Origin of the sequence: Gracilinema caldarium (genome assembly GCF_029265695.1) — a bacterium.
Lineage (GTDB): Bacteria > Spirochaetota > Spirochaetia > Treponematales > Breznakiellaceae > Gracilinema > Gracilinema caldarium_A.
The window spans coordinates 19,425-34,295 of the sequence record NZ_JAJUHW010000031.1 but is presented as its reverse complement, the minus strand read 5'-3'; the positions used below and the strand labels follow the sequence as shown (position 1 = coordinate 34,295).

General features: G+C 50.5%; 11 protein-coding genes. 3 read left to right on the top strand and 8 right to left on the bottom strand.

What is annotated here, in order from left to right:
• The first annotated feature begins 53 nt into the window (after window positions 1-53).
• Complete coding sequence (locus tag Q7P68_RS10255; protein WP_304225340.1) at window positions 54-1,052, top strand: GGGtGRT protein; 999 nt, start codon at window positions 54-56, stop codon at window positions 1,050-1,052.
• A gap of 171 nt (window positions 1,053-1,223) precedes the next feature.
• On the opposite strand, the gene Q7P68_RS10250 is transcribed toward Q7P68_RS10255, so the two are convergent.
• Window positions 1,224-2,369 carry an aldo/keto reductase gene (locus Q7P68_RS10250; RefSeq protein WP_304225338.1) on the bottom strand — a complete coding sequence of 382 codons (1,146 nt, stop codon included), beginning with the start codon at window positions 2,367-2,369 and terminating at the stop codon, window positions 1,224-1,226.
• An 84-nt stretch (window positions 2,370-2,453) separates the two neighbouring features.
• On the opposite strand from Q7P68_RS10250, the gene Q7P68_RS10245 reads away from it, so the two are divergent.
• Window positions 2,454-4,076, top strand: coding sequence for a FlgD immunoglobulin-like domain containing protein (locus Q7P68_RS10245; protein ID WP_304225336.1), 1,623 nt, complete (start codon window positions 2,454-2,456; stop codon window positions 4,074-4,076).
• Window positions 4,077-4,270: 194 nt separating this feature from the next.
• Here the strand turns inward: Q7P68_RS10245 and Q7P68_RS10240 are convergent, their stop codons facing one another.
• The 7 genes from Q7P68_RS10240 to Q7P68_RS10210 form a co-directional block, all read right to left on the bottom strand.
• Window positions 4,271-5,857 (bottom strand): hypothetical protein, encoded by a 1,587-nt coding sequence (locus tag Q7P68_RS10240; protein ID WP_304225334.1) that lies wholly within the window; start codon window positions 5,855-5,857, stop codon window positions 4,271-4,273.
• 14 nt (window positions 5,858-5,871) lie between these two features.
• On the bottom strand, window positions 5,872-6,690 hold the full coding sequence (locus tag Q7P68_RS10235; RefSeq protein WP_304225332.1) for an outer membrane lipoprotein-sorting protein: 819 nt from the start codon (window positions 6,688-6,690) through the stop codon (window positions 5,872-5,874).
• Between the two features lie 32 nt (window positions 6,691-6,722).
• Window positions 6,723-8,054, bottom strand: a complete 1,332-nt coding sequence (locus Q7P68_RS10230; RefSeq protein WP_304225331.1) for an ABC transporter permease — start codon at window positions 8,052-8,054, stop codon at window positions 6,723-6,725.
• Between the two features lie 9 nt (window positions 8,055-8,063).
• A complete protein-coding gene (locus Q7P68_RS10225; protein WP_304225329.1) occupies window positions 8,064-9,563 on the bottom strand; it encodes an ABC transporter permease in 1,500 nt (499 codons plus the stop codon).
• A gap of 3 nt (window positions 9,564-9,566) precedes the next feature.
• Window positions 9,567-10,304 carry an ABC transporter ATP-binding protein gene (locus Q7P68_RS10220; protein ID WP_304225327.1) on the bottom strand — a complete coding sequence of 246 codons (738 nt, stop codon included), beginning with the start codon at window positions 10,302-10,304 and terminating at the stop codon, window positions 9,567-9,569.
• Between the two features lie 120 nt (window positions 10,305-10,424).
• Window positions 10,425-10,631: a type II toxin-antitoxin system antitoxin gene (locus tag Q7P68_RS10215; protein WP_304225325.1), complete on the bottom strand. Its 207-nt coding sequence runs from the start codon at window positions 10,629-10,631 to the stop codon at window positions 10,425-10,427.
• 27 nt (window positions 10,632-10,658) lie between these two features.
• Window positions 10,659-11,669, bottom strand: coding sequence for an SPFH domain-containing protein (locus Q7P68_RS10210; RefSeq protein WP_304225323.1), 1,011 nt, complete (start codon window positions 11,667-11,669; stop codon window positions 10,659-10,661).
• Between the two features lie 135 nt (window positions 11,670-11,804).
• On the opposite strand from Q7P68_RS10210, the gene Q7P68_RS10205 reads away from it, so the two are divergent.
• A complete protein-coding gene (locus Q7P68_RS10205) occupies window positions 11,805-14,831 on the top strand; it encodes a ligand-binding sensor domain-containing protein (RefSeq protein WP_304225321.1) in 3,027 nt (1,008 codons plus the stop codon).
• Window positions 14,832-14,871: the final 40 nt, after the last annotated feature.

Genomic DNA, 14,871 nt, shown 5'->3' with positions numbered 1-14,871 from the left:
TTTGCAGAAGCGGCTAAAATTATTGACCCCCGGCATGAGTAAGGAGGAACAGCATGGCATTATTCGAAAGCTACGAACGTCGGATCGGGCAGATTCTTCCGGTCCTGAAAAAATACGGTATTAACTCTCTGGAAGAAGCAAAGTCCCTCTGTGAATCCAAGGGGCTCGATATTCCTGGTATTGTACGGGGCATACAGCCAATTTGTTTTGACAACGCAGTCTGGGCCTATATAGTCGGTGCTGCTATTGCTATAAAGAAGGGATCCAGCTCCGCGGTGGACATTGCCCGTACCCTTGGTGAGGGCCTCCAGGCCTTCTGTATTCCCGGTTCCGTCGCTGATGACCGGAAGGTTGGTATTGGCCATGGAAACCTTGCAGCCATGCTCCTGTCTGAAGAGACCGGCTGTTTCTGCTTCCTCGCGGGCCATGAGTCTTTTGCTGCCGCAGAAGGGGCTATCGGTATCGCGAAAAGCGCTAACCGGGCACGGAAAAAGCCTTTGCAGGTTATTCTAAACGGTCTTGGTAAGGACGCGGCCCAGATTATCAGCCGCATTAATGGGTTTACCTATGTAAAGACCCAGTTTGATTATTACACCGGCGAGCTAAAGGTTGTGGACGTCATTCCCTATTCTAAGGGTGAACGGGCACAGGTCCGCTGTTATGGCGCTGACGATGTGCGGGAAGGGGTTGCTATCATGCACAAGGAAAAGGTTGATATTTCTATTACCGGAAATTCCACCAATCCTACCCGGTTCCAGCACCCCGTTGCGGGTACCTATAAGAAAGAGTGCATTGAGCAGGGCAAAAAGTATTTCTCCGTCGCTTCTGGCGGCGGTACGGGCCGGACGCTGCACCCGGATAATATGGCAGCTGGGCCTGCCTCCTATGGTATGACCGATACCATGGGACGGATGCATTCGGATGCCCAGTTCGCTGGTTCTTCTTCGGTCCCTGCCCATGTGGAAATGATGGGTTTCCTTGGTATGGGTAATAACCCCATGGTCGGTGCTTCTGTTGCCGTGGCGGTAGCCCTTTCTGAGGTCTTAAAATAATTTCTGGGCCGGGTGCTTCTGGAAGTAGCTTATGCACTTCAGGATGTACCCGGCTTAGGCAGACTGGTTCGGGAAGATTCATCAGCGACAATAAACCAAGCATTTCAGGTGAATACCACGGAGGACTCCAACAGCATTTTGCATCTATCCCTATTTACCTGCTTTGTGCACTCAATATGTAAGAGCCCGGTGTGCCTCTGCTAGTGAATTGATGATATCAATATGCTGGGGACACTTGGGCAGACACTCGCCGCAGGCAATACAGGAGTCGGCCCCCTTGCCGGATGAGACATAGCCCTTTTGGTACCATTTAGAGTTGCCCTCCCGCTCGTCAAAGGCGACGGCGGAGTTATAAATGGCAAAGACATCCGGTATGGCTACCCCGTTGGGGCAGGGCATACAATAGCCGCAGCTCGTACAGGGAACGGGCATTTTCTCGTGAAAATATGCCGCTGCCCCCGAGTAAGCCGCAAGTTCCTGGCTAGTGAGGCTTTGTGCTGCCCCAGAGCCCGCAACAGCGGTGTTCTCTATAACTTGTTCGGCGGACCCCATACCAGAAAGAACCGTAACCACCTCGGGCCTGTCCAGGGCGAAGCGGAGGGCCCATTCGGCGGGGCTCCGGTTCTGCCCTGTGGCCGCAAAAAGGCGTTCGACCGCTTCGGGGACCTTTGCCAGGGCGCCGCCCCGCAATGGTTCCATCACAATGACCCCAATATTCCGTTCTGCTGCATAGCGGATACCCTGGAGCCCCGCCTGAAAGTCCGTATCCAGATAGTTGTACTGGACCTGGCAGAATTCCCAGTTATTGTATCCATCGATGATCCGGGTAAAGACATCCCGTGAATCATGGAAGGAAAACCCAATGTGGCGGATTTTCCCTTGGGCTTTTGCCCGTTCGAGGGCTTCTAGTCCCCGGAGTCTCTGAATAGTATCCCAGCGCTCCGCATTCAGGGCATGGAGCAGGTAAAAGTCGATATGGTCCGTATCGAGTTTTGCAAGCTGTTCCGAAAGGAGCTTTTCCCAGTCCGTTTCTTCCCGGACAAGCCACACGGGGCATTTGGTCGCCAGTTGTACTTTGTTCCGGAGTCCATGTTTATTGATGAGCTTGCCGGTAACAATTTCGCTTGCCCCGTTGTGGTAGGGGTAGGCTGTATCCACATAGGTAACACCCCGCTCGACGGCGGCTAAAAAAAGCTGTTCCGTCGCTGCTTCATCAATATGGGCGGGATCACTGTCCCTGGTAGGGAGGCGCATCATGCCTAGCCCCAAGGCGGAAATCGGCAGTTCTGGCATTTTGGGGAATGTTCTGTATTTCATAGGATGATTGTACAACGATTGTACAATTGGGACAATTGGTTTATTTATTGAAAACCTGCTTCTTCTGTGTCAATGATGATAAGTATGAAAATGAATCAGAAAGTCATATTTACTTGGTTGTTTTTATTCGGCTCAGTCTCCTTGTTGTTCCTTTCCTGTACTACCAGTTCCGGCAGCACCTATTCACGCTCTGTAAATGCTGATGAGGAAGCGGCCCGCAGGAACAGGGCTGCCCAGGAAAAGAATTCCGGAACCTCAGGCAATAGTACATCAGGAGGAAGCGGCACTTCGACGGGAAACAGCTCCTGGAACGCTTCGGATCCCTATAACTCAGGGTGGGAGACTTCCAACACCGTCATCATAGTCAGGGAAGTTCCGCCCCATGGAACGTTAAAACTGCTTGGATTCCCCTATGGATCGCCGGTAATTATAGACGGAGATCCCCGTATCGGCAACACCTTTGATCTGTCTCCCGGTACGCACCATATAGAAGTGCGGGTTTTTGGATTTGAAGTCTGGGAAGATACTGTTCAAATTAATAAAGATAGTACCGTTGTACTCAGAGTAGAACTTGTTCCGGCAGACTTTCGTATCATCGATGTAGAAATGCAAAGTAGTTCATTGAATCCGGACAATCTGGGATATTTTGGTGCTGCACGGCTTACCGTATATGTGACCGCCCCGGGGTCCGTCAGCCTGCAGGTGCTGGATCAGAAGAATCGGCTTGTCAGGCCTCTCGGTCCCTATGAAATAACCAAGGGAGCCCAGGATGTTTTCTGGGACGGCACCGATAGCCAGGGCCGCATGGTCCCAAAGGGAAGATACACCTTGGTGGTTCAGGGCCTTAACGGGGCTGCTCAGCCAATGGGAGAGGAATTTCGGCATTATGTGTATGTAAAAAGCGGCCTCACGCTGCGGACCTGGCTCGGTGGTTCTGGGTTTTCTGAGCCCTTTTTTGTTCCTGATGCGCAGGTCTTGCATGATAGCTCCTGGTCTCTTTCTACGGCCTTTGTTTCTCATCTAGCATCCCCAGCTGAGCCAGTAGGTTCCACTCTGGTTTCTCTTTCATCCTTGAGGCTTGCTCTGAGTGAATATGCGGAAGCAGGTATGCTCGTAACCTATGTAGGCCGGCCTCTGGTGTCCGATATTAGTACCGACTGGATTGGATTTACCGCAACGGCCAAACTGAAGCTTACTGAGGCCCAAAGTCCCTTTTCTGCCGCGGTTGGTATCCGGGGCTCTTTCCGCAGTTTTACAAGCGATAGCTCCTCGGAAGAAAGCACCCCATACATTCCCCCTGCCTGGGACGGACTTGCCAACTACGATGGACTATCGATCTCTGTTCCCCTTGAATATGGCGACGGCCCCTTGAGACTTTTTGCCGCTCCAGAACTCCAGGTTTCCACCTTTTATCCCTACTGGACCGATGACCGCTGGTCAACACCGGACCTCTTCATCTGGTCTACCCTGAGGCTCGGCGCAGAGCTGCGGATCTCCAACCCGGTGCGGCTCGCCCTTTCGGCGGCCATGAAAAGCGATCCGCTCAACAAGGGCTCATTAACCCTGCAGCTTCCCCTCTCATTAGGGGCAGAACTGAGTGTATATACCAAAAGTCCAATCAATTTCACCGCCTATGCACTGGCTGAAGCAGGGGGCCCCTACAGCTACGCGATCTACGGCGGCATCGGCATCGGCGGACGGTTTTAAAATCTAAAAGCTGGTACTTTTCTTGAAGTAATTACATACGGAAACAGAATTGTATTTGTTCCTAATAATGCTGTGCTCTGGACACAGGATAGGCATTTCAAAAATCTTCCTAACGTTAAATACTTTGAAAAAAAACAGCGGCTCCCCGGATGCCGGGGAGCCGCAGCGTTTTACAGACAGGTAGGCCTTAGGTTTTAGAACCTGCCGGAGCCCAGGGCCGCGCTGAGGCTGATGGTAAGGGCAGGGCCCTTGTTTACTAGGATGTATTCGCTGTTTTTACCCGTGCCCCACAGTGCATCGATGTACCATACAAAGGTGGGAGACAGGGAAAGGTTCATATACTTGAAAACCTTGTAGTTAAGGCTGGGGGTAATAAAGCCCGAAAGGTCCGCCAGGTTTGCCATAACAAGGATCGAAGCACTTACGTCTTTTATAAAAAGCTCTGATCGGGATATCGAGAGGGCTCCATAGTGCTGGCTTGCGCCATAAAGAAGTCCCCCAAGAACCGGAGCAAGGCTATCCTGCAACGTTTGGGGGAGGGCAGTATACTGATTAATAAGATTTTCCCGCTCTTCATAGCTGTAGCCTTCGCCGTTAAAATAATATTGGGCGGCGATGCTGGTGTAGCCGTCCCGGGCGGTGTAGAGAAAGCCTGCGGTGCCCTGGAAATACCAGCGGTCATCCCGGCTTTCAAAGGCCGGTGTTGGAGTTAAGCTCGTCACATACTGCCGGTCGTTTCCCCAGCTTGCGACGGCCTCGGCAAAGAGGTCAAAGCGGCCCAGGGACCCGGTGGCGGTTGTTATAAGCCGGGGCGCCTTATCATTTTTATAATAAGCGCCGAGGCCGATCTCCCAGTTGCCGAGAAGAAATTCTCCCTTGCCAGCATAGGCAAGATCCTGGGGTTTAAAGGCTTCTGTTTCGCCGCTGGTGCTTCCCGAGGGTAAAGCGCCTGGAAGGAGCAGGTAGCCCCAGAGATTGTTCTGGCTTCCGGGGATCGGGAGGAGTGCCCTGAGACTTATAGGTCCTTCCCGCTGGGCCGTGGGATTCGTAACATCAATAGAAGTAAGATTGAGGACATCTGCGGGGCTAAAGAAATAGCCTACGCCCCATTTTACGGTGTGTTTTCCGAAACGGAAGTAGGCCGCATCGTTCCAGGAAAAGTCTGTAAAGAGTTCGAAAACCTGGAGGTTAACCGTCGAAAAACTGGCTGATTTTGTTGTAACCGAAGGTGAAGGCAGCTCTACATAGGTTGCGTCTGTTAGGAATGTAGCTGAATTGGTAAAGGGCCAGGCAGTCTTGATGCTGCCGTAGAAGCGCAGGTCCTCCTGGGGGCGGGCATCGAAAAAGAGGGTAGAGGCGATTGCGGGATCCAGGGTCGACTTGTCCGGGTTCAGGGGATCCCGGTTGCCCTCCCAGGGATTGGTCCAGGTAAAGCTCGTGCCGAGCTTACCGGTAAAGCTGCCGCCGATGCGGACCTGATCCCTGGTAAGGAAGGCCGAGACCGCGCTGGAGCTGGACGCGGCTCCAGCGCTGCTTGCGCTGCTAGCGCTGGCGGCACTCACGACGCCCGCGGAGGATTGGGCCGCATCGGCGGCGCCGGCCGCCGGCGCCGGACCCGGAGCCAGGGTGTCCGGGGCAGCATCGCCAAAGAGGGCGTCCTCATCGGTGATGATGGTGCTCGTTTGGGCTGACAGCATCTCCGGGCCGGCGCCGGGCCCAAACACGAAAAGGAAGCCGAGAACTGAAAGGGAAAAAGCATGAAAATGGCGCGATATATTCATCAACCTGGCCCTCCCTAATTGACCTGTTCCAGGAAAGCCTTGGTAAAGACCTTGTCAGGAAGCTTGCTGGTGGAAAGCTCGGTCATGGTGATTTGGCTCTTTTCGCCCGGATTTAACTCGTCCACGATAAGCATCTGGGAGGGGAACATTTTGCCGTTTCCCAGGTCCGCATACTTGGGATACAGGGTGGTGCGCATTTTTTTGCCCGAAACTGAATAGTCTTCCTGTTTAAGGAGCAGATTCCCGTCCTTGCGGACAAAGAGTTTACTCACATCGTAGGAAACCTTGTCGTTTTTTGCTTTGAGGTTGATAATCCAGACGGGGAACTTGCCAAGCATACCCTCTTCGGTTCCGCTGACATCGTAATCATCCAGGATGGTGCGGCGGCTAAAGTCGGAGTTTTTGGCGTCCGAATTGTTCAGGTTTTCTTTAAGGCTCGAATGGGTGAATTTGCGGCTCGAGGGATCGTAGAACCAAACGTTGTCCCCTTCTTTTAAGTAACCCTGCCCCTTGCTGGCCTCGGGCTGCTGAATGAGCAGGGTGAACTGGTTCTTGGAATCCCGGCGGAACATTCTGATCTGAGTAAGGGCAGCCTTTTCACCCGGTTTTTCCGACACGATGGTAAAGACTCCGGTAAAATCAAGGCCGGAGAAATCGTTCATGGCATCCAGTTTTGCAAGGATTGCCTTTACATCCGGCTGGGTTTGGGCAAAGAGGGCCCCTTGAGGGGCTGCGAAAAACATAAGGGCCGCAGCGATACCCATGATTGCGGTTCTGAAGGCTGGCGCAATCTTAGCGGGCTCTATTGGGAGACTTGGTCTGTTCTGGCTCATATAAAACTCCTGTGTGTATTCTTGATTCATTCTCATTTGCTGCTCCGCAGGGCGTCGGCGGGTTCCAATTTTGCGGCCCGCCGGGCAGGCAGAAATGCTGCAAGGACCGTAAGCAGTACTACTAAGATGACATGCAGTGATGACTGGGAGATCTGGGGTATAAATGAAAGGTGGCCGTTCTTCATAAAGAGGGCAAAGAAGGTCCCGGTTCCAAAATTGATGAATGAAAGGAGGAGCATCACAATTCCTGCGGCCGCGAAACCCGCAAGGACACCTCCCAGGGCCAGAAAGGCTGCTTCCAAAATAAAGAGGTTTCGTACGTCCGGGCGCTGCAGTCCCAGGGCCCGCATGGTACCGATTTCCTTGGTCCGTTCGTAAATGATGATCCTAAAGGTATTGAGTATGCCCACAAGAATGATAACAAAAAGAACCACTAGGATGACCGTACTTACCGTATTAAGGATTTGTACTACCTGTTCGATCTGGGAAATCGTATCGTTGATGGTATAGACCCGGTACTTGGTGCCTTCCCAGGTTTCTTTGCGGGCGAGCTGGGCAAGCTTTTGATACCGGGACTGGCCGGGATTGCTTGCGCTTGTCAGGGTGCCCGGGGCAAGCTCGAATACGGGAGCCCGGGCCTTAAGGGCTGCTTTTACGGTCTCCGCTACCTTGTCTGATTTAGTGAGGTCTGAGAGCATAATGCCCAGAGACTGGTATTCGTCGGTCCCGAGGCCGATAAGACTGTTCAGGTATGCCTTGGGGGTATAGGCGAGCATTTGATCAAAAAGGCCCATGCTGGGCATAATGCCCGCTACCCGGAATTCACCTACGTTGAACTGGCCCGTCACGGTCTTGGTTTGGGCAAGGAGCCGGTCCCCCACATCAATTTTGAGTCTTTGCGCAACCTGTTCGCTTACAAATAGCGCATTGGGTGTGGTAACTTGCTCAAATCCACCTCTTATAAAGGTTACCCGTTCCCGCAGGAGCCGTTCTTTTTCGAAATCCACACCAATAATGGACTGTTGGACTTTTTTCCCTTCAAAAATAAGGGTCACGGCGGCTCCGGACCGTTTCTGGATGTACGCATCTCCAAGCCCCGCTGCCTGTAAAGTCTCGTTTATCAGCTTGTCGTCACGGATAATTTCCAGATTTTTACCGCTGGGGGATTTTTCGACCCCTTCGATAAAGACATGCCCCGCAAAGAGGTGGGCTATGTTGGCTGCTACGTTGCCGACGAGTCCTCCGGCGAGGCTCGTAATGACCGTTACTATCATAATACCAAAGGCGATGGCCCCGCCTAAAAGGAAGCTCCGCCGTTTCTGGCGGCTTAAGTTTCTAAAGGCCATTAAAATAAGGCTGTTCATTTTTTACTCCTAGTCTGCCTGGATGGCTTTAACCGGCTGGATCTTCAGGGCTAGGGATACGGGGTACAGGTGTGCCAGGTATCCGACGATAAAGACCAGTATCACCGAGGACACGAATGATGGGAGCGCCGGGCTTAAGTGCAATACATCGCCGCCAAAAAGCATGACCAAGAGGCCGTTGTCCCCCGCGCTGATATGGAGGGCATTTAAAACGGCTACGATAATCATGGAAAGAACGGCGCCGATAAGACCGAAAACGGCGGTGAGTGAAAGGGTTTCGGCCAGGAAAAGCCGTTTAATTGTTTTCCGATGAGCCCCCAGGGCACGCATCGTGCCGATTTCACTGGTCCGTTCAATGACCGAAATCACCAGGGTATTCATCATAATGATGACTGCTACCACGGAAACGAGGAGTATGGCGATGATAAAGACAATGCGGACTATATCGGAAAACTTGCCATAGGTGCCCGCAGCTCCTTGCCAGTTTGTCGCATGGGCATCGATACCTTCAGCGGCAAACCACTTATTCAAGTCCTGGATAAATAGGCCCGCTAAGGCTGGATGGTTCAGCCGGATCAGGATAAAGTGCCAGGCTCCCGTGTCAGCCTGATTGAGCCGTTCCCGTTCGGCGGAACTGGACAGGCTCTGTGCTATGGCATCCAGATTTACCGTGCTGGTCTGGACAGAATCCACCATGTCATCGGAGAAAAGGTCATCGGTGTTGCCAATCGACAAAAGCTGTTTTTCGGTGTCTGAGATCTGGCTTGCTTCGTTCGCGCCTACGGTAAGGCCCCCCAGTACCCGGGCGGTATCAATGTCCGCAAAGGACATAAAGTCCGGCAGGCTGCTTGAAAGGCTCCGTTTATAGATTCCTTTAACCGGAAGCTCTCGTATTTTAAAGTTTTGGGTGCCGAATCCGGTGACAAGTACCTTGTCTCCCACATGGACTTGTTTTTTGAACCGCTTTTCCAGTTTTTCGATTTGACCCCGGGTGAGCATTATGCCCGGTTCGCCTGGTTTGAGGTATGAGCCTTCTTCCAATTCTATAGAAGGAAACATGGAAAAATACCGGTCTCCATCTACGCCAAATACGATAGTGATGGGAGGTCCTGTTGGCTCTTCTTCTGAGCTGACTACGTCCTGGATCTCCTCCGCCGCATCCAGGGTAAGGAGCCCGTAAGCTACGGACATACTTGCCGAGGATTTTACATCCGATAGGGTGGCTAAGTGTGCCTGGACTTTGTCAAAATCGGGGATAACCGGTATCTCCCCGGTTTCGCTGCCCCCCTCGCCAAAAACGGAAACCGCCGTGGCAGAGGGACCGTAGATCATAACATCGCCGGTAAAATTTTCGATAAATCCCTTTTGGACTCCCCGTTTGGATGAGTCTAAGAGGGAATTTCCAATCAGGAGGATGATTACCCCCAGGGCAATAAAGGAACCGATAATGAGGCTTTTAGCCCTGTGTTCCCATATATTGCGAAAAGCGATACGCAGTATGACTGGCATATATTAGCTCCGTGCTTCGGCCGCCGCAGGTTCGCCGCAGGCTGGGGTCCTGTCTTTCCGGTAGTTCTCTGTCACAAGGCCGTCCCTGAGCCGAATTACATGGTCGGCTATATCAACAATTTTTGCATCGTGGGTGGAGAATATAAAAGTTGTGTCCAGTTCACGGTTAATCTTTTTCATCAATTCGATAATCTGTTCCCCCGTGGCTGAGTCCAGGTTGGCAGTTGGTTCGTCGGCCAGAACAATCTTTGGCTTAGTCACCAAGGCCCGGGCTATAGCTACCCGCTGCCGCTGGCCTCCGGAAAGTTCGTTGGGTTTATGGCGGATCCAATCGGAAAGCCCCACTTCGTTGATGAGGTATTTTATCCAATCGTCCCGTTCTTGCTTGCTCATGGCGGTTTTCCCGAGCAGCAGGGGGAATTCTATGTTTTCATAGACATTCAATACAGGAATAAGGTTGAAGGACTGGAAAATAAAACCTATAGTATCATGCCGGAGCGTTGTAAGTTGCCGGTCGTTTAAGCCTGAAATGGGCTGGCCTTCTATAAAAACTTCTCCTGAAGTCGGCGTGTCGATAAGGCCGATCATATTAAGAATGGTTGTCTTACCGGACCCGGATGGACCGGCGATAGAGATGAAGTCTCCCCGTTCAATACAGAACGAAACACCCTTTACGGCTTCCACCTGCACCTTGCCCAGTGGATAGGTTTTCTTTACGTCCTGCAGTTCAATAATTGCCATATATTACTCCTCTTTGGCACTATTACCGTTTTTGTACGGTTTTTCGGACCAAACGGCGTCCGTTTAGTTAAAAATACTGCTTTGCTGCATCAAAAACTATTAAAAAATGATTAAGGTTTGCTATTCTCCAGAATCCTCTGGATCGTTCTTTTCCAGTTTTTTCCCTCGCCGCTGCCGCACGCATTCGGTCAGCAGGTATTCTATCTGCCCGTTAATAGAGCGAAAATCGTCCTCTGCCCATGCGGCAAGTTCGTTCCATAGCTTGGGAGAAATTCTGAGGATTATCTGCTTTTTCTTGTCATTGCTATTGTTTTCCGATTGATCCATAGAATCTTCTCCGCAAGCTTACTCTGGTTAATAAATCGTTCCAGAATTGACCACCGGCTGCACGTCCCGGTTGCCGCAGAGGACTACGAGCAGGTTGCTTACCATGGCAGCCTTCCGTTCCTCATCAAGGTCAACGATATTGTTGGTGCTGAGTTTTTCCAGGGCCATTTCTACCATACCGACGGCACCCTCAACAATGAGCTGCCGGGCTGCGACAACGGCGGTAGCCTGTTGTTTCTGCAGCATGGCCGTGGCAATTTCCGGGGCATAGGAAAGATGGGTAATTCGGGCTTCGATGATTTCCAAGCCTGCTATGGCAACCTTCGACTGAATTTCTTCTTTGAGCTGCTCTGCCAGTTCCTGACTGCTGCCCCGCAGGGATTTTTCTTTTTCTTCGTCGCTTGAGTCATAAGGATAGAGCCGGACTATGTTCCGCAGGGCCGAATCACACTGGATTGAGAGAAACTCAGTGTAGTTATCCACATTAAAGACCGCCTTGGCGGTGTTAACCACTTTCCACACCACCACAATGCCAATGATAATGGGATTCCCTAAAGCGTCATTTATTTTCTGCTTTTCGTTGTTAAGCGTCAGGACCTTTAAGGAAATTTTCTTGTTGGTCTGTTTGTTTTCAGCGGCCGGAATCGAAATGTTTCCCAATTTTACCTGCTGTTTTTCACCGCCGACAGAGCCAGTTGAAGGCTCCTGGCTGCTTGGGGCTACGGGACTTACAAAGGGATTAACAAAGAAAAAGCCCGGACCTTTCAATGTTCCGCAATAGGTTCCGAACAGGGTTAATACGAGGGCCTCATTCGGTTTAAGAACCTTGAGACCCACATATAAGATCGGCCCTACAATAAAGCCATACAAACCGGTGATGACCATGAGCAAGATATTCTGGATGTTTGGCCCCCGGTCCATCTGGATTGCTGCAAAAATAAAACCGCCGATTGCTGCCAATATCAATAAACTGTTTATGATAAGCACCGCCATTCCGCTGGTATGGGGCGCTTCCCGCTCTTCGTATTCGGTCTTCATAATAGAACCTCCAGTCTTCAAAATAATATCATATTGATATCATAATGTATGATAATGCCTTAACAACAATTTGTCAACAAGACAAAATAGGCGTTACCATGGAAGTTTGTGGATCTATGCATTACAATCTGTGATATGCACAAGCGTTATTTTGCAGAATTTTTACTTTTTGTATTTTTTTCTTTATCATTATTTTCTATAGAAAGGCCCTTTTTTACTGTTATTGGTACCAGGGATGGGCTCCCCAATTCGGGTGTTGCCGCATTAGTCCAGGATGCAAAGGGTTTTTTGTGGATCGGAACACAGACTGGTTTAGTTCGTTATGATGGTTATACCTTTAAGTTGTATGAGAATGAACCCTTTGTGGACAATGTGATAAGCCATAACCAGGTACAAACCCTGTTTTTAGACGGAGATATCCTTTGGATCGGCACCTATGGGGGTTTGAATAGACTCGATTTATCTACCAATAAAATAACGAGTTTTCAAAATGATGCAGCAAATCCAGCTAGTCTCCGGGACAACCTGGTAGTAGCCATCGCCCGGGATGCACGGGGCCGTCTCTGGGTGGGTACTACCCAGGGGCTCGATCGGATGGATGAAAAAACGGGTACCTTTGTCCATTATGGTCCCGTTTCAAACGGGACTGGGATACCCCAGACGATGATCCGGGATCTGCATCTGGATCGTAAAGGTCGGTTCTGGGTTTCCACCAGCGGAAGCGGTTTATATCTCTACCAGGATAACACCGATGCTTTTATTGCGCTTCCTGTGGATAAAAATAACCCTTCAGCCCTGCCAAGTCCCTATGTTATGTCCATTTCCGAAGACCCGGAGGGAAAACTCTGGTTTGCAACCTGGTACGGCGGTATTTCGGTTTTGGAGGATGAGAATTCCTATCATTTTAAGACTATACGTTTTCAGGATGACCGGCTGTATTTCATCAATGCCCAGGACCCTGAACTTGTATATGGGGGGACCTGGGGCGGGGGCCTATTTATTTATTCCCAAAAAACTGGTGAAATTGAACGAATTAAGTCGAGCGATGGAACTGGATCTATTCCCAATGATGTGGCCTATTCCTGTCTGATTGACAGCAACCAGGTGCTGTGGATTGGCACGAACGGCGGTGGTCTTGCCCGGTCTGAGCCGAGGGAAAAACGGTATAAGGCATACACGGCGAATGCTGAAAATCCACAAAGTCTTTCCCCTGGAAAGGTTACTTCTATTCTGGAAGACCGTATGGGGCGGCTCTGGGTTGGGATATACGGCAGCGGCCTTAATGTTCTTGACCGGTCTACGGGCTTATTTAAGCGCTACCGGCACGAGCCGCAGAACAAGAACAGCCTCCCCAATGATATTGTCAATGCCCTGTATGAGGACAGTAAGGGAGTCATCTGGATCGCCACAAATAACGGACTCGCCCGATATAAAGGGGACAATGATTCGTTTGTGACTTATCTTCCGGATCCGGCCAAGCCCGATTCTATTGCCGATTCGGTCATATACGCCCTTAAGGAAGCTCCCGGATATAAGCTCTGGGTTGGCACCTATACCAAAGGGCTTGATTTAATGGATATTCAAAACGGGACCTTCACGCACTATCCAGCAAACGAAAAGGATGACCGCTATCCTCAGAATAACCTTGTGTATGCCTTGGAATATGACCAAGCGGGTAATCTATGGATAGGCTACAATAATGGCCTGGACCGCTATGACGGAAGCCGTTTTATTCGGTACCGGTATGATAAGAACAATATAAAGGGTATATCATCCAATACTATCAGGCATATTTACCGGGATCGCTCAGGTACCATGTGGTTCGGAACCGTAGGCGGCGGCCTTTCCCGTTACATAAAAGATACAGACCAGTTTGAACATCTTACAAAAAGGAACGGCATAGCCCACAATACGGTTCGATCCATTATTGAAGATGATGAAGGGCATCTGTGGATAGGAACTGCTACCGGTATTGGCTATATCGACAAGCAAGGTTTTGCCTTCCGGGGCTTTTCCCTCTTTAACGAGCTTAAGGACAAGGAATTTCATACCGGGGTCTGGAAAACCCGGGACGGGTACCTCTTTTTCGGAGGTCAAAACACACTTTATGAAATCAATCCGAACACCGTTGTAAGAGAGAAACAGCCGCCGGAACTGCTTGTTTCGGACATCAGCATTAACGGCAAAACCCTTTGGGATGATTTTAATTACCCAACCCCTCCGTATATCACATCCCTGCGGCTTTCCTATGATCAAAATAATATCAGCTTTGTGTTTGCTACCAATGACCTCCAGGATCCAATCCGGAACATGTATTCCTATAAGTTGGAAGGCTTTGATAAAGATTGGACCATTCCTTCCGCGGAGCATATAGCTTCTTATACTAACCTTCCCGGGGGGCGCTATGTACTTAAAATTCGGGCGGCGAACAGCGAAGGAATCTGGAATGACAGTGCTTTAAATTTCCCCATCCAGGTTGCATCTCCACCATGGTTTAGTCCCTGGGCCTTTCTGTTCTATGGATTCCTTATTCTCACAATTGGATATACCTTTGCCCTGATGCGCAGCAGGCAAAAACTAAAGTCACAGGTCTTGGAGTTACAACGGCTCCAGAAAAAACTGGAAGATGCCAACCTCAGGCTCGATGCCCTTTCTATGAAGGACGGTCTTACCAGAATATCCAATCGGCGTCATCTTGATGAACTTTTGCCCCGTATTGTGGCTGAATGCAGCCGGGATCGGGCGCCTCTTTCGGTCCTCATGCTGGATATCGACTGTTTTAAAAATTACAACGACCAGTATGGGCACCTGAAGGGCGACGAAGTTCTGAAAACGATTGCGGGCCTGCTTTCTGAAGAGGCTGGCAGGGCCACTGACTTTGTTGCTCGCTATGGAGGAGAGGAGTTTATCATTCTGCTGCCCCATACCGATAGGGCAGGAGCAGAAAAAATGGCCCAGAGCATTCTGCAGCATGTAAGGGATTTAAAGCTTCTCCATGAGGCGTCATTCGTTATTCCCATTTTAACCGTAAGTATTGGTATCGCCACCGCGATTCCAGAGCCGGGGGAGGATCCGAAAATTCTCGTAGAAGAAGCGGACAAAGCCCTGTACCGTGCTAAGGCAGAGGGCCGCAATTGCTTCCGATTCGCCGAAAAAAAATAAAAAAAGTTTGAAATATGGTTTAGCCCCGTGATATGATTGC